The sequence below is a fragment of the Hyella patelloides LEGE 07179 genome, assembly GCF_900659865.1.
Lineage (GTDB): Bacteria > Cyanobacteriota > Cyanobacteriia > Cyanobacteriales > Xenococcaceae > Hyella > Hyella patelloides.
Genome location: NZ_LR213767.1, coordinates 69,356 through 87,944, shown reverse-complemented (window position 1 = coordinate 87,944; position 18,589 = coordinate 69,356). Strand labels below are relative to the sequence as shown.

Annotated in this window: 15 protein-coding genes and 3 pseudogenes; 10 read left to right on the top strand and 8 right to left on the bottom strand. The window is 36.4% G+C overall.

The window, feature by feature from the left end; translation table 11 throughout:
* The first annotated feature begins 128 nt into the window (after window positions 1-128).
* Together H1P_RS00680 and H1P_RS00675 are read left to right on the top strand one after the other, a co-directional pair.
* Window positions 129-311, top strand: a complete 183-nt coding sequence (locus H1P_RS00680) for a hypothetical protein (RefSeq protein ID WP_144863114.1) — start codon at window positions 129-131, stop codon at window positions 309-311.
* A 134-nt stretch (window positions 312-445) separates the two neighbouring features.
* Window positions 446-640: a DUF8082 domain-containing protein gene (locus H1P_RS00675; protein ID WP_144863112.1), complete on the top strand. Its 195-nt coding sequence runs from the start codon at window positions 446-448 to the stop codon at window positions 638-640.
* 11 nt (window positions 641-651) lie between these two features.
* Here H1P_RS00675 and H1P_RS00670 read toward each other — a convergent pair whose 3' ends face one another.
* Window positions 652-1,482, bottom strand: coding sequence for a c-type heme family protein (locus H1P_RS00670; RefSeq protein WP_246141414.1), 831 nt, complete (start codon window positions 1,480-1,482; stop codon window positions 652-654).
* Window positions 1,483-1,722: 240 nt separating this feature from the next.
* On the opposite strand from H1P_RS00670, the gene H1P_RS00665 reads away from it, so the two are divergent.
* From H1P_RS00665 to H1P_RS00655, 3 genes are all read left to right on the top strand, one after another.
* Window positions 1,723-2,223: a hypothetical protein gene (locus H1P_RS00665; protein WP_144863109.1), complete on the top strand. Its 501-nt coding sequence runs from the start codon at window positions 1,723-1,725 to the stop codon at window positions 2,221-2,223.
* 229 nt (window positions 2,224-2,452) lie between these two features.
* Entirely contained in the window at window positions 2,453-3,232 is a 780-nt protein-coding gene (locus H1P_RS00660; protein WP_144863107.1) for a photosystem II electron transport protein, Sll1252 family, read from the top strand.
* Between the two features lie 167 nt (window positions 3,233-3,399).
* Complete coding sequence (locus H1P_RS00655; RefSeq protein WP_222426884.1) at window positions 3,400-3,804, top strand: SDR family NAD(P)-dependent oxidoreductase; 405 nt, start codon at window positions 3,400-3,402, stop codon at window positions 3,802-3,804.
* A 601-nt stretch (window positions 3,805-4,405) separates the two neighbouring features.
* Here the strand turns inward: H1P_RS00655 and H1P_RS00650 are convergent.
* A pseudogene (locus H1P_RS00650) lies at window positions 4,406-4,645 on the bottom strand (reverse transcriptase/maturase family protein); the annotation flags it as partial.
* Window positions 4,646-4,761: 116 nt separating this feature from the next.
* Window positions 4,762-4,995: pseudogene (locus H1P_RS39205) on the bottom strand (HNH endonuclease); the annotation flags it as partial.
* A 554-nt stretch (window positions 4,996-5,549) separates the two neighbouring features.
* On the opposite strand from H1P_RS39205, the gene H1P_RS00640 reads away from it, so the two are divergent.
* Both H1P_RS00640 and H1P_RS00635 read left to right on the top strand, forming a co-directional pair.
* Window positions 5,550-6,332, top strand: coding sequence for a class I SAM-dependent methyltransferase (locus H1P_RS00640; protein ID WP_144863105.1), 783 nt, complete (start codon window positions 5,550-5,552; stop codon window positions 6,330-6,332).
* Between the two features lie 104 nt (window positions 6,333-6,436).
* Complete coding sequence (locus H1P_RS00635) at window positions 6,437-7,162, top strand: class I SAM-dependent methyltransferase (RefSeq protein ID WP_144863103.1); 726 nt, start codon at window positions 6,437-6,439, stop codon at window positions 7,160-7,162.
* 81 nt (window positions 7,163-7,243) lie between these two features.
* Here the strand turns inward: H1P_RS00635 and H1P_RS00630 are convergent, their stop codons facing one another.
* The 4 genes from H1P_RS00630 to H1P_RS00615 form a co-directional block, all read right to left on the bottom strand.
* Window positions 7,244-8,416 (bottom strand): Na+/H+ antiporter NhaC family protein, encoded by a 1,173-nt coding sequence (locus tag H1P_RS00630; protein WP_222426882.1) that lies wholly within the window; start codon window positions 8,414-8,416, stop codon window positions 7,244-7,246.
* Window positions 8,417-8,944: 528 nt separating this feature from the next.
* Window positions 8,945-9,901 carry a DMT family transporter gene (locus H1P_RS00625; protein WP_144863099.1) on the bottom strand — a complete coding sequence of 319 codons (957 nt, stop codon included), beginning with the start codon at window positions 9,899-9,901 and terminating at the stop codon, window positions 8,945-8,947.
* A 446-nt stretch (window positions 9,902-10,347) separates the two neighbouring features.
* The gene (locus H1P_RS00620) at window positions 10,348-11,379 is read right to left on the bottom strand and encodes a threonine aldolase family protein (RefSeq protein ID WP_144863096.1); all 1,032 of its coding nucleotides are present in this window, start codon (window positions 11,377-11,379) and stop codon (window positions 10,348-10,350) included.
* A 613-nt stretch (window positions 11,380-11,992) separates the two neighbouring features.
* Window positions 11,993-12,772, bottom strand: coding sequence for a class I SAM-dependent methyltransferase (locus H1P_RS00615; RefSeq protein WP_144863095.1), 780 nt, complete (start codon window positions 12,770-12,772; stop codon window positions 11,993-11,995).
* Between the two features lie 619 nt (window positions 12,773-13,391).
* On the opposite strand from H1P_RS00615, the gene H1P_RS00610 reads away from it, so the two are divergent.
* Entirely contained in the window at window positions 13,392-14,288 is an 897-nt protein-coding gene (locus H1P_RS00610; protein ID WP_144863093.1) for a TIGR04168 family protein, read from the top strand.
* A 155-nt stretch (window positions 14,289-14,443) separates the two neighbouring features.
* On the top strand, window positions 14,444-15,322 hold the full coding sequence (locus tag H1P_RS00605; protein ID WP_144863091.1) for a shikimate dehydrogenase: 879 nt from the start codon (window positions 14,444-14,446) through the stop codon (window positions 15,320-15,322).
* Window positions 15,323-15,406: 84 nt separating this feature from the next.
* Here H1P_RS00605 and H1P_RS00600 read toward each other — a convergent pair whose 3' ends face one another.
* Complete coding sequence (locus tag H1P_RS00600; RefSeq protein WP_144863089.1) at window positions 15,407-18,034, bottom strand: two-partner secretion domain-containing protein; 2,628 nt, start codon at window positions 18,032-18,034, stop codon at window positions 15,407-15,409.
* Window positions 18,035-18,260: 226 nt separating this feature from the next.
* Between H1P_RS00600 and H1P_RS39200 the strand changes: the two are divergent.
* A pseudogene (locus H1P_RS39200) lies at window positions 18,261-18,537 on the top strand (4-hydroxy-tetrahydrodipicolinate reductase); the annotation flags it as partial.
* Window positions 18,538-18,589 lie beyond the last annotated feature (52 nt).

Sequence of the window (18,589 nt, the reverse complement as noted above, 5' to 3'; positions counted from 1 at the left end):
ACGTTAATTTAATTCAGATTAACATTATATAAATCAGTAATTAATGATATCTAGTTTTAGTTAGTAACATCGCGATAATTTACTTCTGGTTATTATGTATCTTGTATAGTTATGCTTGGCAAAAAAATATGATTATTGTACTTGCTAAACAATTTAATCTTCAAGCTCGTAATGTAAAAAAAACATCAGGAAAAATTTATCAAAATAGAGTATTTATTCCAGGGGTTATGTTTGCTCTGGGACGGAAAGAAGTGGCGATTAACTATTGCCGAGAATGGATGAAAAACAACCCATCTTTTTGTGTATCTTAGTTGAAGATACTACTCACATACAAGTATGGTATGAAAGAATAAGTCGTAGAGTATATCATCATAGGCCAAAAAAAATATCAGTCAATAAAGCTTCTTCCTCTTTGTTATCAAGTCATAACTTACCAATAGACAAGATGTTTGTTGTAAAATGTCAACAAATACTAGCTGAATATATTGGTCCTATTGCTAAAATTGTGATCAAAAAAGCAATCGATCGAGATGTTAGATTAAATCGCAAACAGTTTGTTGCTAGAATAATTAAAGAGCTACAACAATCCAAAAAAGTACAAGGTTTAGAACAACAACTTGAACAATTATTAGACAAGTAATCCCATGTATTTTATTTCTGGGAATTTTGTTCTTCTTCAATCATTTGTAGTGCCATTTGTAGACTAACCTTCATCCGATTGAGTGCTTTAGCCAATATTCCAATTTCATCATTATTTTCATGGGTAAATTCTGTATTTAAGTTTCCCTTACTTACTCCAGTGGATAAAAGAGACATTTTTTGAATCGGTTTAACAATAGCCAATCTCATAAACGCATTAATACTGGCGATCGCTAGCAGAAAAAAGAGAGTAATAATGCTCATAATAGTTGAGCGTAAACTGTTAGCAGTGGCAAACACTCTATTAGCAGGAACAGAAACCATTTGGGAAGTGACAATTTCATTTAATTGCCAATTGAAACCATTTTGCGAGCCATAAGTATTAATTAAACTTTGAGGGGCTTTTTCAGGAGTGCTATGACATTGCAAACAACTGGATTTGTTCACAGCAAGAGGTCGAGCTACATAATAGAAATTTTGATTACTAACAGTCCGAAAACCAGCCAGTTCTTTCACATTTTCGTTTTGGCGAAATTTCTGTATCATAGCAGCTTCAAATTCATCTGCTTTATCTCTTAAACTAGTCGGGTTTAGAGTAGCTTCCTTATAAGAAAAGTCTTGATAATCAGCATTTCTTCTTAAATCTTCAAAAACTTCTCTTGCTGAATAAGCTGGTACGGTTTCTGGTAAAAAAGCCCGATCTATTTCTAAACGATACAATAACTCTGGTTGAATTTGAGTACTGGTATAGTTTCTAACTGAGTTCATCGTTTCCATAGCTAAAAAAGCTTTTCCAGCTACTTCTTGCTCTACCTTAATTTCTAAAATATAAGATAGTATCAAATTGCAGCTAGCAATTGTCGCTATAAAAATTAGTACCAAAATAAGGTTCAATTTTGTACCCAGCTTTAAGTTTTGGAACATTGGAGTTAATTCTTCAACGCGCTTTTTTCCTTTCAACTTTACCAAAAATATAGAATTAATTATGGTCGATCGTTTTTTAAAGCCAATGCGGAAAATACAGAGAAAACTGATAACCTGAAAAAGTATACCAGACCACTTTTTTAGCAAAAATAATTGACGATGAGTTATCTAATTGCTGTTCTACCAAATCGTATCAAAGCAGAAGAAGCTTACACTGCACTTGAAAAATCCAATGTTCCTCAATCTCAAATGAGTATCTTGGGTAAAGGGTACAAAACAGCAGATGAGTTTGGCTTAATCGATCCTGCTGAACAAGCCAAAAAAAGAGCTATTTTAATGGCATACTGGTTAGTGCCTTTTGGTTTTGCTGGAGGTTATGTCTTTAACCTGATTACGGGATTGGATACTTTAGACTGGGCAGGAGAACCAGGAAACCATATTGTAGGTGGTATCTTGGGTGCTATTGGTGGTGCAATGGGTAGTGTTTTTGTCGGTGGTGGAGTAGGTTTAAGTACTGGTAGCGGTGATGCATTACCCTATCGCAATCGCCTCAACGAAGGAAAGTATTTAGTAATAGTAAAGGGTTCAGAATTAATACAGCAAAAAGCAGCAACCATTTTACGTCGATTTAATCCTGAGAATTTACAGGGATATCAATAAATTATGAGGGATGGGGGATATCAATAAAATTATGAAGGATGAGGGATGAGGGATGAGGAAGTAAAAAGTAGCCCTAAAGGACTCGCTATCGCGTCGCAGTAGCAACTGACCACTTGTAGAGACCTCTTATTTCGCGTCTCCAACCACTAACCACTAACCACTAACCACCAACCACTAACGGACGTTTATTGAAACGTCCCTAGCAACTAACCACGAACAAAATTATTAGATGTTACCAAGAGAAGAATTATTAAAAAGAGTTGAAAATAGAGAAGAAATAGCTCGCGTTATCGATAAAGCAGAACAAGCGATTAAGAATTGGGAAGTTGTGTGTACTGATTTTTTGTCGCCTCCTGTAATTATAGAAGTCACAGAAATCTTTCAAAACTTAACGGAAATTGAGTTTCTAAATTGGGGTGGTTATCCACAAGCAGAAAGAACTAGATTTGGTTTAGCACGTCCCGATATTCCTTTAGAAAAGTCGCAAATTGAATTGGCTGCACTCGATATTGCAGGAAACTTTTTGTTTGATACCGCTACTCATCGGGATTTTTTAGGCTCTATTTTGGGTACAGGAATCACTAGAGATAAAGTGGGCGATATTTTAGTTTTGGGGGAAAGAGGCGCGCAAGTAATAGTTGTTCCTGAAATGGTAGAGTTTTTAGAGACAGCTTTAACTCAAGTGCGATCGGTTGCGGTTAAAACTCAAAGAATCGATCTGAGTGAGCTTAAAATACGTCCTCCGAAAAAGAAAGAAATGACCACCGTAGAGGCTTCAATGCGCTTAGATGCAGTTGCTTCTGCTGGCTTCGGTATGTCCCGTAGTAAAATGGCTAACATGATTTCTAGCGGTGATGTACGGGTAAATTGGAAAGATATTACCCAAGCCAGTCACAACGTTAAAGCAGGGGACTTAATTTCTGTAAGGGGAAAAGGAAGATTAGAAGTGGGCGAAGTTTCTGTTACGAAAAAGCAGCGTTACCGCGTAGATTTAGTGAGGTATAAGTAATTCATGAACGATGATATTTTATCACCTTTTTAGCGATCGCGAGAGGAACTTGTTTTTACAGCCTTTGACTGTATTAATAATTTCAATGCAGCAAACTAACAAACTTCACTATCTTGTTAACCTAAACTTGCTATAACAAGTATTGAAGTAGAATCAAACAGAAAATCATGGTAAGAGACTTATTCAGCGTCGAGAATAAAGTTGTTTGTATCAGTGGTTCTAGTCGGGGATTGGGTAAAGCATTAGCTAAAGGGTTTGCAGAGCGAGGAGCAAAAGTTATCATTTCCTCAATAGATAGTGAAGAATTAGCAAATACCAAGCAAGAATTTGAGACACAGGGTTCAACTACTGAGTCAGTAGTATTAGATGTGCAGAATCAAGCTGAATGTCAACGCTTTGTAGCAACTGCTCTAGAAATACACGGAAAACTAGATGTCATGATTTGCAATGCTGGAACTGACATCATTAAACCAGCCGAAAAATACGAAGAAAATGCTGAAGGGGGTATGACCCTGCTAAACTATACACTGTATAAGTTTCATGGCTGTCAAACCTTTTTGGTAAAATGGTAGTTTATTGAGAGCAGTTTGCATTAATTTTTCGACCCATTGCCAACATATATCCATAGATAATATCCATGTTGTTCCGTATAATCCTGTCCAGAAATAACTATGTCTGGGTCTATTTTTACCTTCAATTTTCAGACGGTTAATATACTTGGTTAAACCGGTGTTTTTAATTTTTAATCCTGTTAGACAACTAGCAGTATAGGCGATAGCTATCAGTAAAATTAAATTAGTTAGTCGTTGATTATTAGCAAGAGCAACCTTCGAGATTGTAACCTCCACTTTTACAATCTCGAAACATAGCGGTCTTTTCCTCCACGAGATGCAAATATTTTAATGACTTCATCTTTATTATCTAAATTTGTGAGTAGATACCAGGGCGATGGTAGTTGTTTATTATTGTATTTTCTTCGCCAGTAAACTACCACATTAAATCTTGCTTTCTGATTATCTTCTGTAACTAAGACTTCTTGATGTATAACTCTTGAGCCTGGTTTGATATCTAAAGAATTGAGAGCTTGATATTTTTTGTAGCGAGGTTTAATCTTGGTATTTTTATTTAATCTAAGAACAAAGCCTATTTTCTTTTTAGTTAACCAGAGAGCTAACGCTGTACGGTAGGGTAGGTATTTAATTTTTCAAGTAACTTCCGATGGTCGATTTTATCAAAGCATTGGCTAATATCTGCATCCAAAACATATTTTGATTTTTGCTTGATTGCGAGAAAAATTGCTTTGATAGCATCTTGACATGAACGTCCAGGTCTGAATCCGTGTGAGTTTGGTTCAAACTTTGCCTCCCATTCTGGTTCTAATGCCATTTTTACGAGTCCTTGTAAAGCGCGGTCATCGTTAAACTAAGCCAGGTTGTTACCAACCTGACTCGTCTTCAGAACGCAGCGTGAGACTTTTACCTCACTGCGCTCCTCTCCGACAAACCCCTTGTCATGGGTACAAATCATCATCAAGTTATCAGTATGTCGTATTCATTCCATCGCCAACCGTCAGGTAGTTTGACTGGTTTAAATGGTTTATCATACGAACCATCGGTTTTTGATTTCTTATCATGGCAATGTCGATGAAGAAGTTGTAGATTCTTATATGTATCCTTTCCACCTTTTGATGTTGGGATAATGTGGTCTTTTTCTATCAAATCTTCTTCTTTGAAATATAATCCACAGTAATTACATTTGCCCCTTCCTACTCATACCGTTCTTTAGCCTAAAAGTCGGCGAGGGGTTACTCTGGTAAAGTAAGGCTTTTATATCGCGCCTTCTTGAATATGGGTTGCTTTTTCAGGCTCTATTTCATCTTGGAAACTCCCTGTTAGCGTCAGTGTCCTTTGCGATTGAGGTCTGATTACGCCCTGTTTCCAGCTTCGACCTCCCGAATTCCGAGTCGGGTCATCGTGGACAGATAAGGAGTCACTTGTGAGTTTCAAGGGAAGGGTTTGCACCTTCATCATTTAGTCAGTTATCCTCTGATATATATATCAAAGGCTATAGTTTATACGGGTTGTTTCCCGTTTTCGCTATAAACGAATCGCACAGGCTATTATTCTTCTATCGGAACAAAGGTATTATACAATGACTGAAAGCTTTGTTATATAAAGATGGTGTATTGAAGAGTAAATTTGTGACCGATAATTAGATGCGCTCGTTTTCATCTCACACTGACCCGATAGGTTACAGATGTGGGGCTTCCCACTCGCGATGCTAAGTTTAGGTTGAATTTAAATAGTAGGTGGTAAAGATGGCATTAACTAAATACGGAAGTTTGTGTACGGAAGTGTATGAAATTACCAAACCAGTGGGTCAGGATTATCCTGATGTTTCCTATTTTATTCGACATCTTTCTCAGATAGGCGGGCGAATTTTGGAGGCTATGGTTGGCACAGGACGCTTATTGATTCCTCTACTAGAAGCTGGGTTAAACGTTGAAGGAATTGATGTATCACCCAATATGCTAGCTGCCTGTAAACAAAATTGTGCAACAAGAGGCTTAAATCCTGTACTTTATGAAGGTTCAAGTTTTCGATTGAACCTTCCAGGTAAGTTTAGTGCAATTATCATTACTTTAGGCTCTTTCATGTTGTTAGAAACACGCTCTGCTGCGATCTCCGCATTACAAGCATTTGCAAAACATCTAGAACCCAATGGGAGAATTTTTATAGATTTAGGATTACCTATAGATTCAATTACAACTGAGAACATTGTCAAACAACGAGAACCCGTCAAGTGTTTTGATGGTTCAGTGATTTTAATGCAAACATCATCTCGTATCGATTGGATAGAGCAAGTTGAGCATACTCTAATTCGCTATGAAAAATGGCAAGATGGAAAACTAATTGATACAGAACTACAACATCTCCCGTTACATTGGTTTGGGCTAGAAGAATTTATAATGTGTTTACGAGAGAATGGATACACTGAGATAACTGTTTGTGCCAATTATACAGATGGATTAAAACCAAGTTCTTGTCACGATCAACTCTGTTTTTCAGCAACTCTTGCCTCAACAGTATTTGAGAATTAGCTAATTTTTGAAAAATTGCCAATTTTAATCAGCAATTAAACTATTTATTGATATTAAACTAAATTAAATAACGACTGAAGCTAACACAAATGCTGAGGACAAATATGACAACAGTACAAGAGCATTATGCTCAAGTTCTTGCAGATGTATATTCTTGGATGTTTGGTGGATTCGAGCCAGCTATTCGCAAAAATCTTGAGTTTTTTAAACAATATAATATCAGTCCAAGAGAATCGGGTGTAGCGATCGATCTTGGTGCTGGATGTGGATTTCAATCAATTCCTCTTGCTCAGATTGGTTTTGCTGTTACAGCTATTGATTTAGAGCAAAAATTACTAAATGAATTAAAAGAAAATTCTGGCAAGTCGAATATTAAGACAATTCAGGATGACCTGATTAATTTTGATCGATATATTGATAGTAAGCCAGAATTAATAGTTTGTATGACCGATACTATTCTTCATTTAGAGTCAAAAGATCGGGTGAATTTTCTTTTTCAAAAAGTATTCTCCTCACTGGAAGATAAAGGAAGATTTGTTATAACTTTACGCGATCTTTCCCATGAACTGTCGGAATTAGAGCGATTTATAACCGTTAAAAGTGACGAAAATATGATATTTACCTGTTTCTTAGAATATGAGCCAAATACAGTTAAAGTTCACGACATTATCTACAAAAAGAATGGTAGTAGTTGGAAGCATAAAAAAAGCTTTTATAGAAAGCTTCGCTTATCGAAACAGTGGGTAGAAAAACAGCTTGAGGATATAGGCTTTAGTAAAATTGAATCTAGTATTGATAACGGCTTAATTACGGTAGTTGTTACTAAGTAAATGGTTTAGTAGCTTAATTTAAACATAGGTATTAAAGCCAGGTTATTATAATTTTTTAGAAAATACCTTTCCTTTTTTCTTTCACCTGCGGAATGAGCGAGCAAATATTTTCATCTCAACGTAATAGCATAGAGGAACAAGATATAAATAAAAGGCAAAAGGAATAAATCCTGAATCTGTCATCAAAATAGTTGCTGGAACAAATCCAGCAATATTCCAAGGAATTAACGGAGAAATTACTACTACACTGTTTTCTAAATCGATCGCAAGTTGATAATTATCTAGTTGGTTTTTTTGATAGTTATCTTTAACTAACTCTTTGGTTAAAAGAATAGCAATTGTTTGAGTACAACCAAATGCTGCGGAAGCTATACTTATAATATTTGTCCCTAAAAACAAATCAGATCTTGATTTCGCTTTATTAAGATATTTTTGTACAAATTCTAAAATTTTAGTTTCGGTTAAAATTCCAGCAAATGCGGTAGAGATAACAACAACTAGACAAACTTTAGCCATAGAAATTATACCGCCTCCTAGAATAATGTTTTTCAAGTTAGTATCTTCTGATAACTCGAACCCCATGAGCATATATTGAAAAATCTCGGAAAAAGAATAACCTTGAATATATCTACTAATAAATAGACCAATAACTATACTAACCAACATAGATATTTTAATTTCTACTCTCGACCAAGCAAGCAGAAAAATAGCTAAAGCTGGCAAGAGTACAATCGGATTAACATTAAATAACTTACTAATTTCAGCAATAAGATATTGCTTTTCTAACTGAACGGGATTAGCAAGAGAAAGAATTAAATAAAAAAGAGTAGCAACCAATAATGGTAATAAGGTTGTTACCAACATTTTTTTGATGTTAGTGTGGATTTTTGTTTGGGTGATTATAGCAATTAAATTAGCACTAGAAGACATTGGCGAACCGCGATCGCCAAAATAAGCCCCTGCAATAATTGCACCAGCAGTAAAATGAGGATTTACGCTACTTCCGCTTGCCATAATCATTAAAGCAATCCCAATTGTACTGACAGTACCAAAAGAAGTTCCTAGTAATAGAGAAACCAGAAGAGTTAAAAGAAACGCTGATAAGATAAAGTAAGAAGGGTTAATTATTTGAATGCCATAATAAACAATTGTTGGTACTGTTCCTGCGGTCATCCAAACTGCTATAACTACACCAATTAATAAGAGAATATATATAACTGAGAAAGATTTTTTAATACCAGCAAAAGCTAACATAAACAGCCTCTTTGGTTTAAATCCTCTCTGACAAAGTATCAAAAATAAAATAGTTATAGAAGCAAGCAAAGGATAAGCAATAAAGTATCCTTTGAAAACACTAATTAAAAGTAAAGTAAACGAAACAATTAAAAAAAATATTAAATCCACTCTGAGCAACTCACCAAATAATTAAAGAGATTTTTTAGTATCAATAACAAAATAGAGAAAGCTTCGCTTATTTAAACAGTAGATAGTAAAAATGACATTAAGTATTGGAGCATAATTATTTACACACTTAGAATTGACGAGTGAACCTGCTGAGGTTTCCTCAGCCAAGGAACGCGCGAGTCCTCTTGCCTGTTCTCTCTTGCCTCTTGCCTATCTCCACGCTCGTAATCTATTTTGTGCGGGTACTTAACTAGATACGGAAGTTTGTGTAAAGAAGTATATGCGATCGCCCTATAAAATTGAGCGATAGTCAATAGCTTTTAACTCAGAAAAAACGGACAGAAAGCCTGCCCGCTTTAGCCTAATTGTTAGATTGTTCTAACTTTGTTGATCTTTTAGCTCCTCTGGCGAATTACGGTGATTCCCATGCCGGTTCTCCCTGTAAAGTATGGCGATCGCAATTAACAACAATATACCTCCGACAAAACTTAATGAATTTAATTTTTCACCCAACAACCACCATGCCAAAATGGTTGAGGTTAACGGTTCAAGCAAAGTAGCAATACTGGCAATAGTAGCAGGAGTATGACGCATCCCACTAAAATACAGCAAGTACGCCAAAGCAGTTGTGACAGTACCTAAGTACAACAAAGATATCCAACCGATAAAAGAATATTGAATCACCAATCCAGAGCTTAAGGCGATTGCCAAAAGAAAGATTGCTCCTGCCAACAATCCCACAGTAAGAGATTGGAGAGGATGATTTCGTCTTGCCAAAAATCGACTACATAGGGTGAATGAGGAATATCCCAATGCTGAACTCAGGGCTAAAAAAACGCCAAAAACAGTGTGAGCTTGCACGGTAATCTGACTAGTTTGAACATCGACTAACAATATTGTTCCTCCAACAGCGCACATAAGAGCTAAGAGAATTGCCAGTGTAAATCTTTCACGCAGTAGCAGCGAAGCTAGTAAAGCAACCCAAATAGGTGCAGTACAAATTGCGATTAGTGTGGCAGCAGCAACACCAATGTAGCTAATAGATGCAAAGTAGCAAACTTGCGAGAATGCAGTCATTACTCCAGTTAGCACCATCAATGCTAGATCGCGTTTGGCTATTTGAAACATTTTCCATCCTAGAGTACGCACACAGGCAAGAAACAGCACAGGGACAGAAATCGCCAACCGAAAAAATCCAATAGAGAGGGGATTTGTAGCAGATTGTGTGTAAATAGTTTGAACCACTACACCAACAGTTCCCCAGAGGATTGCTGCAAACATGACCATTAGCAAGCCAAAGCGATCGCCCTTATGGGCGTCAACATGAGTTTTCATTTTTTACCTACCCTTGTTTTAAAACGTCATTAACGGTCTTGTGTTAGGGCAGGATGAAAGCACGTAGGAATTAACGAAGTGAATGCAAGCTCCTTCGTTTTACAGGGAATTACTATTCATCCCCTTACTTTTAATAGTTTTTATAGCAGCAATACGCACTGGTATTAGGACACTTATTACTTATTACTTATTACTCATTACTTACGAGCAATTAACTTTTCTGTCCAAATCTATTAGCGTACTGCGATACTTTACCTACCCTATCGAACGTAGGTAGGAGGTGGAGAGACTGTATAACGTATTTTGTGTAGAAACATCTTGTTATTAATCACTTTCGTTGTTGTTTAGTAAATTACCATAAAACCTAAAAGTCTTGCTGAAGAATTAAAAATTCCTTGAAAATAAGCGATTGGCTTCCCTAGCACTGCGCGCCCAGCTTCACTGGCTCAGAATGAGATCGCATTTTTAATATCGCTAACTAATGCATCAATCCTGGATTTAGTTGTATCCCAAGCACAGACAAAACGAACACCACCAACGCCAATAAAAGTATAAAAGTGCCAGTTTTTGGCTCTTAAAGCCTCAATTACCTTCTCAGGCATTTTGACAAAAACGCTATTTACCTCCCTCGGAAACATTAGCTCAATCTGCGGTATTACTGATAATCTCTGTTCTAAATACTCGGCACATTCGTTAGCATTTCGCGCATTTTTGAGCCAAGCACCAGTTTCTAATATCCCCAAAAAAGGAGCAGCAATAAAGCGCATCTTAGAAGCTAGTTGTCCAGCTTGTTTACAACGATAGGAAAAATCTTCTGCTAACTCTTTGTTAAAGAAAATAATTGCTTCACCCAATGCCATGCCATTTTTAGTACCGCAGAAACACAAAACATCTATGCCACATTTCCAGGTGATTTCTGCTGGAGTTTTATTCATGGCTACCACTGCATTGGCAAATCTAGCACCATCCATGTGAATTTTTAAGCTGTAGTTTTGAGCAACTTCCTTAATCGCCATTAATTCTTCAATAGTGTACAAAGTTCCTAATTCTGTTGCCTGAGTAAGACTAATAACTTTAGGTTTGGGATAGTGAATATCTGTTCTTTTATTAATAATTGTAGTAATGGTTTCGGTGGTTAGTTTGCCCCCCTCTCCTTTACCCAACAACAGTTTAGAACCATTAGAAGCAAATTCAGGTGCGCCACATTCATCAGTTTCAATATGAGCCGATTCATGACAGATCACACTATGATATGACTGGCAAAGAGCAGCTAGAGATAAAGAATTGGCTGCTGTACCGTTAAAGACAAAAAATACTTCACAATCAGTCTCAAAAATTTTGCGGAAATAGTCGGCTGCTTTTTTTGTCCATTCGTCATTACCATAAGCGATCGCACTTCCTTGATTTGCTCTAGTTATGTACTCCATTGCTTCTGGGCAAATGCCAGAGTAATTATCGCTAGCAAATTGTTCTAACATTATTTTTATAGCTGATTATAATTTGAAGACATTTACAAGTCCTTGAAAGGGCTGTTGACCACTTATAGTTTAATGTTTAATTAAATTAAAATTAAAATAAATTTTTTCTTGAATAATATTTTCTTAAATATAGTAAGATAACAATTAGATGTTCAGCTATTTTTGTAATCGAGTTCTTTGTTTGAAGCCACTTATTTTAATTACTTATCATTACCAGATAAGCATTAACTAGGTGTTCTCCATCACAGAAATTCTGATAGGTATAAGCTAATTTGGTAAGAAAGCCAACAAGAAAAAGTGATGCAGTTTATTAATAGTAGTTTAACGCTTAATAACCCTGAAAACTGGTTTATTTTATTAATATTCATCGGTTTTTTAGGCTATAGTTATTATTCCCTGATTGTGCTTCTAGTTCATATTCACAAAGCTAATCAATTAAACCAAAACATAGATATTAACGAAAGTTAGTCATCTAGAGGAAATTGCTAATTTTAAGTATGAAGTTCAAAGTAGTAAAATTTCGTATTCTTGCCAGCAATTCTGGTTAACACAGCGTTTTTCACAGCCATCAAACACAAATTTTAAATTAGTCAAAAACCTTTACAAACCTTTTCTACTTACCAGGTTTCTGAAAGATCATAAAATGCTGTTCTGGTAAAAATTCTTGTGTTTTTAGCCATTTTAAGTTGACTGCTTTCATTTCTTTTTTCACCTGTTTTTGGCTCATTTTATGCAGTGGCTTAATCATAATCATGGGGTTTTCTTGACGGTATTCGACTAAAATGACTCTTCCTTGTGGTTTAAGCGCACTATAAAGGTTTTCCATCATTTCTCTGGGGTAAGCAAATTCATGATAAGCATCCACCATAAGAGCTAGATCGATACTGTTTGCTGGTAGCTGAGGATTATTTTCCGTGCCTAAAACTGTTTCTATATTAGATATCTTATTTTTTTCTTTTAATAAATTAACAACATCTAACATTTCAGGTTGTATATCTACTGCATAAACTTTTCCTTCAGGAATCAACTCAGCAATCCGAAAGGCAAAATAGCCTGTTCCCGTACCTAAATCTGCTACACTATCTGTTGATTTGAGGTCGAGATGTTCGACAACTGCTTGAGGTTTTTCTTCTCTTTCTCTACCGTCTCTTTCTAACCACATCATTGCTTGATGTCCCATAACTTGAGCGATTTCTCGTTCCATATAGTATTTACCAATACCATCAGGATTATGGAAGGTTTTAGTGCGATAATAATTGCGGTAGTTAGTTTCTTGAGCTATTGCTTGGGGAACATAGCTAAAATTTAAGAAAACGATCGCTATTAGGAAAAAAATACACAGAGAAAATGTATATTTAATTAGGTTTGCGATCGCATATTGAGATGTTTTCATTGTATTAAATACAGATGTTTTCATTTTGATTTTATTTAACCAGCTAACAGCTTTAAGCTCCAAGCTTATCGCCAGGTTCAACTCCTCCACTTCTTTAAGTGGAATAGGGCATAGTGGAGGAGTTGGCCTCCACTATGCGATTCAAGCTTATAGCTTATAGCTAATGGCTTAGAGCTGATTTTAAACCAACTTAAATTAGATAGCAAAAAGTCTATAATTTATTAATTTATTCCCAATAGTCCTCTTTTATTTTTTGGCTTCTGATACCATTAATTTAGACATCACGATTCGTGAGCTTTACAGTCCGCTTTAATCACCTCCTAACTAATTAATAACTGGTTCATCAGCAATTTCATCTAAACCACCAGATTGTAAATATTTAACCATAAAGATTATTCCAATTCTCTGGAGACAATTTTTTTCTTCTGTTAATATGCCTAAAGCATCATTACGATTGTTATTTATTACTATCTAAGACTAATGCTGGGTAAAATGTGGGATACTGAAAAAGTATCGGCTAAACCAATTAGGTTAGATTAGGTTAGTTAGAATGAGAATTGCAGTCCGTGTCGCAAGGATGTTATTTTCTGAATTAGTTAAAAAACTCACATAACTATTTATGAATAGAGGGAAAGAGCAGCTATTAATTGCAGTTATTGGGGATATTCACGATCGCTGGGAAGAACAAGATAACATAGCATTAGAATATTTAGGGGTAGACTTAGCACTTTTTGTGGGTGATTTTGGTAATGAATCCGTAGAAATTGTGCGCACTGTTGCTAATTTGAACCTCCCTAAAGCAGTGATTCTGGGAAATCATGACGCTTGGTATACCGCCTCACCTTGGGGACAGAAAAAAGCCCCTTATGACCGCAATAAAGAAGACCGCGTACAACAACAGTTAGACATTTTAGGAGCAAGTCATGTTGGTTATGGCAAACTGGACTTCCCTCAATTTAGCCTCTCTGTAGTGGGGGGTCGTCCTTTTAGTTGGGGTGGGTCAGATTGGAAAAACTCAGAGTTCTACAGCGATCTCTATAATGTAAGTAGCTTTGCTGAATCTACCACGAAAATTCTCTCTGCTGCTAAAGATACACTGTGCGACAATCTCATTTTTATCGGTCATAATGGGCCTTTGGGACTGGGAGAAGAACCAGAAGACACTTGTGGCAAGGATTGGGGTGAAATAGGCGGAGATCACGGCGACCCTGATTTAACAGAAGCTATGGAAAAAACGATCGGCTACGGTAAATCTATTTCCCTAGTCACTTTTGGACATATGCATCATAGTTTGCGTCATCGTAAAGACCGCTTGCGGACTATCATTAATACCAGTCCAGAAGGTACTGTTTATCTCAATGCTGCTTCTGTCCCTAGAATAATTGAAACTGCAAAAGATACGATTCGTAATTTCTCTTTAGTAACTCTCAAAAATAATCTTGTTAGCAACATAACCTTAACTTGGCTAAATGATGACTTTGAAGTAGCATCCGAAGAGATTCTTTATAACTCTTAAAGAAATTATCGTGCATTAGCGAAAGACTTGGGTTGTTTGAGGTTTTAGAAACTGGAATTCAAAAAGTCGATTTGATATGCGTTGTCTTTAAGAAGAGCATCCCTCGACTTCAATTTGTTAACTCTTCGTTGAAAATTAATCAGGATTATTATTAAATGCTGGCAATTACAGGAAAAACTATGCTTTTAGGTATTATTGGCGACCCTGTAGAACATTCTTTATCACCATTAATGCAAAATGCTGCGATCACAAATATTGGTGTAGACTATATATATCTTCCCTTTCCCGTGCTAGCTGCTAACTTAGAACAAGCTCTCGCTGGGTTTGCTGCGGTTGATGTGGTTGGGTTTAATGCGACCATTCCTCACAAACAGACAATTATCTCTTTACTCTCGGAAATTACGCCCACCGCTCAAGCTATCGGTGCAGTTAATACAGTATGGCGGACTAAAAATGGTTGGAAAGGCACTAATACAGACGTTACGGGCTTTATTGCACCCTTACAAACCATGAATCGAGATTGGAGTAATAGCATTTCTGTAGTGCTAGGAAATGGAGGTGCAGCCAGAGCCGTAGTCGCAGGTTTAGCAGAATTGGGCTGTTCAGAAATCAACATTGTAGGGCGAAATAAAGATAAATTGGCGCAATTTGGGCAAAGTTGGCAAAATAGTAATCAAATTGCTTCCCTACTCAAAATTCATTATTGGGAAAACCTATCGGGACTGTTACCCACTGCTGATTTGTTGGTTAACACTACCCCTATTGGGATGCACCCAAAAGTAGATGCATCTCCTATAAATCAAGAATTAATGCAAAAATTAAAACCAAATGCGATCGCTTATGATTTAATATATAATCCTAGTCCTACTAAGTTTCTAACTTTAGCACAAGATCGAGGAGCAAAGGCGATCGACGGATTGGAAATGCTGGTACAACAAGGAGCAGCAGCCCTAGAAATTTGGCTACAACAATCTGCACCTATAGATATTATGCGTCGCTCTCTGCAAGAAAAACTCTATGATAAACATCAATAAAAGTAGGGTGGTCAACCTACCAAGAATCAAAAAATCACATTTTTACATCAATCATTTCATTTTGCCCAGCTTATCAACTAATATTTATTGACTACAAACATCAGGATTTTCAGGAGTACGAGATTGAGTATCGGCAGTAGGATAAGCGGTTAAAATTACTGAACCATCTTCTTGTTTGATGATTCCCCTAGCGAGATAAACTGGCTCACCATTATCTTTGTAAGCAACTGGTTCGATCTCAGATGGAATACGATTGGGGTTGAAACGAAAGTTATTGCTATATCCACTATTTTTGATTTGGAAGCTGTTGAATGTGTCCAATTCCCCATCAATAATTAAAGCATCAGCCGTAAAAGGTTCGATTGGTTTGGCGGGTATTCCTCCTTTGCCCTCAACTACCAAACTAGATACAGAAGATGTATCTGATGGCGAACAAGCATTAGAAGTAGTCACAATGTCTGCTAAAACAAGTTTATTGGATAATTCTAATACTTCCTGAAGAGAATTAACTTCAGGAGTTTCTATGAAGACATTTCCATCTAAACCGTCTATTCCAGAGCTAGCATTGATGTCATTGGTGTTATTATTCTCAAAATTGTCACGCTCTTGAATTCCTAATAGAGATTCAGCCCTTATTTCAATGGTGCCACCTTGTCCTTGTGGAGCAGAAGCTAAAATATCGTTACCATTGCCACGACTAGGGTAAGCAATAATAAAACTTGCCTTAATATCTAAGTTACCACCATCAGCTTCATTGAAAGCTTGTGCAGAAATCAAGCTATTATCCTGTAAAGTTATATTCTCAGTCACATCTAAGTTGATGTTACCCCCACTACCAGCTTGAGTTTCCGCAACAATTCCACCTCTTTCTAATTGAATAGAGTTAGCAAAAATATCTATAAAGCCCGTATCTCCAGAACCCCCAAAATCATCAGAGTTAATTCTGGCTATATTTCCAGAGACAATTTCTGCATTTTTTGAGACTATTAAGTTTCCAGTTTTAATATTTATATCCCCAGCACTTTTGCTTGTAAATGTATTACTTGAAATAACACTAGGAATATTATCTGTAATACGAAAGCCAGACAAGTGAATAGAATCAGAAGCAATTATATTGATATCTCCTCCCTGACCACCTATATTTATTGGAGTTCTGCCACCAAATAAAGCTCCACTAGACGATACAATTTGGCCCCCGTCTTGAATACTTAATTTTTGAGTTGTAATAGCTAAATTACCAGCTTTACCATTGCCATAAAAGCTGTTAGTAAATATGCCTGTTGAAGTTAATGAACTAGATAATGCTTCTAATAATTTAATTTCTTCTATTACGTTGATAAAAATATCTCCTCCACTGCCCGATCCTAGAGTAATACTTGTAATTAGTCCACTATTTTGCATCGTTAAGTTAGTAGTATTTATTTCGGATAAATTACCATTACCAGTACTCCCAGAAATAAGACTATTAAATATTCCCGAACTATCAATATCTATAGATTCAGTGGCATTTATGGTTAATTTTTCTGAGTCTCCTTCTCCAAAAACAAAACCACCAATAACGGCTCCCTGTTGAAGTTTTAAGCTGGTGGTATTAAGCGTAATTTTTCCTGCTGTTCCCCCTCCACCTGTTCCTGTAAAAATTCCTGTTCCTCTGTTTAGTGACTCTAAATTAAATATACCCTCAAGATTGTCTCTGAGAAAAGTTTGCTCAAATTCTTGAAATCCTGTGCCGATTATTTCGATTGAATCTTCTACATTCAGATTAATATTTCCTGCATTTCCCTCACCAGTGGTTGTGGTTATGATCTGGGAATTATCTTCGATTAATAATTGAAAAGCATTAACTGTGATGTCTTTCCCTGGTTGAGAACCTTGATTCTTAGAAGTAATTCGAGAACCATTAGTTAAAGATATTTGATTGGCTTGCAAATTAACAGAACCAGTATTTTCTCCCCCAATATCAATTCTGGAACCTTGACTTAATTCAATATTGCCAAAATTGGCGATTTCATCGTATTTAACACTAAAATTAGGATCAGTTTCTTCTAAACTAACTACACCATTTTCGGCAATACTGGCTAATTCAATATTTCCTCCAGAAGTTGCGATTAACCCCCCCTCTAACTTAATATCGCCACCAATTAGGGCAATATTCTGATTTTCCGCCACAGATAAACCTTGATTGTTAGCCACTGAACGATTAATAATCTTTCCTGGTTCATCGCGGAAATTTAAGCCAATTGGTGCATTAACCGTAATTAAAGGCGGATTATCTAAGTCTGTTGCGTTAAATTCACCATTACCAAACACAATACTATCGGCAGTACTGCCATAAAATGAACCACCCAGTTGTAAACTTGCACCTTCGCCAAAAATAATACCCGCAGGATTAATTAAAAATAAATTAGCTGAACCATTAGCACGAATTAAACCGTCAATATTGGAGATATTGCCTCCTGTAACGCGGGAAAAGATGTTTGCTATATCCTCAGCATTATTAAAAAAAGCCTCACTTCCTCTAGGAATAGAAAACTGGTCAAAGCTATGAAACAGATTACCCTCAGCGCGGTTTCCATCATCTATTTGTACTCCTGTATCGGTAGGAGTAATAGTTGTCGAAGTTGTGTCGTCTGCTATTACCTGTGCCACAGCAGAAATCGGTAGTACTAAAGTAAAAAATACGCTGACAATTAGGGATGATAGAGGTTTCATAACCAGGATTTCTGACAAGTTTCTTTGAGCTTACAAATTAACCATTAACGAATCGAAAATTTATCAATTAAAAATTAGCTGAAAAACTTCATCTAAAAGTCATAATTATTGTAGTAGAAAGTTTCATGAAATGTTTATATTACAATAATGATAATTGCTATAAACTCATCTATTTATGAACATTAAACATAAATCCATGGAAATAACTATAGATTTTCAATAATAAGTAATGGTAGACTTTACTCATTCTTATACAGTATAGGATCGTGTCCGCAGTGCGATCGATCGCTTATGGAGTAAGAGCGGTAGTCGGCACAACAGGGTTCAGCGAGGAACAACTCCAAGATTGAGGTGAATTCGCCGAAAAAGCTAGTACAGTAGCGTTAGTAATCCCTAATTTTTCGATTGGCATGGTGTTATTGCAACAAGCAGCCCTTCCCGCTTCTCAGTATTTTGACCATGTAGAAATCATTGAATTGCATCACAATCAAAAAGTCGATTCTTTATGGTCAGAGAGACCCCGCCTTGAAAAGACGGGGCTTCCTCTGACTTCGT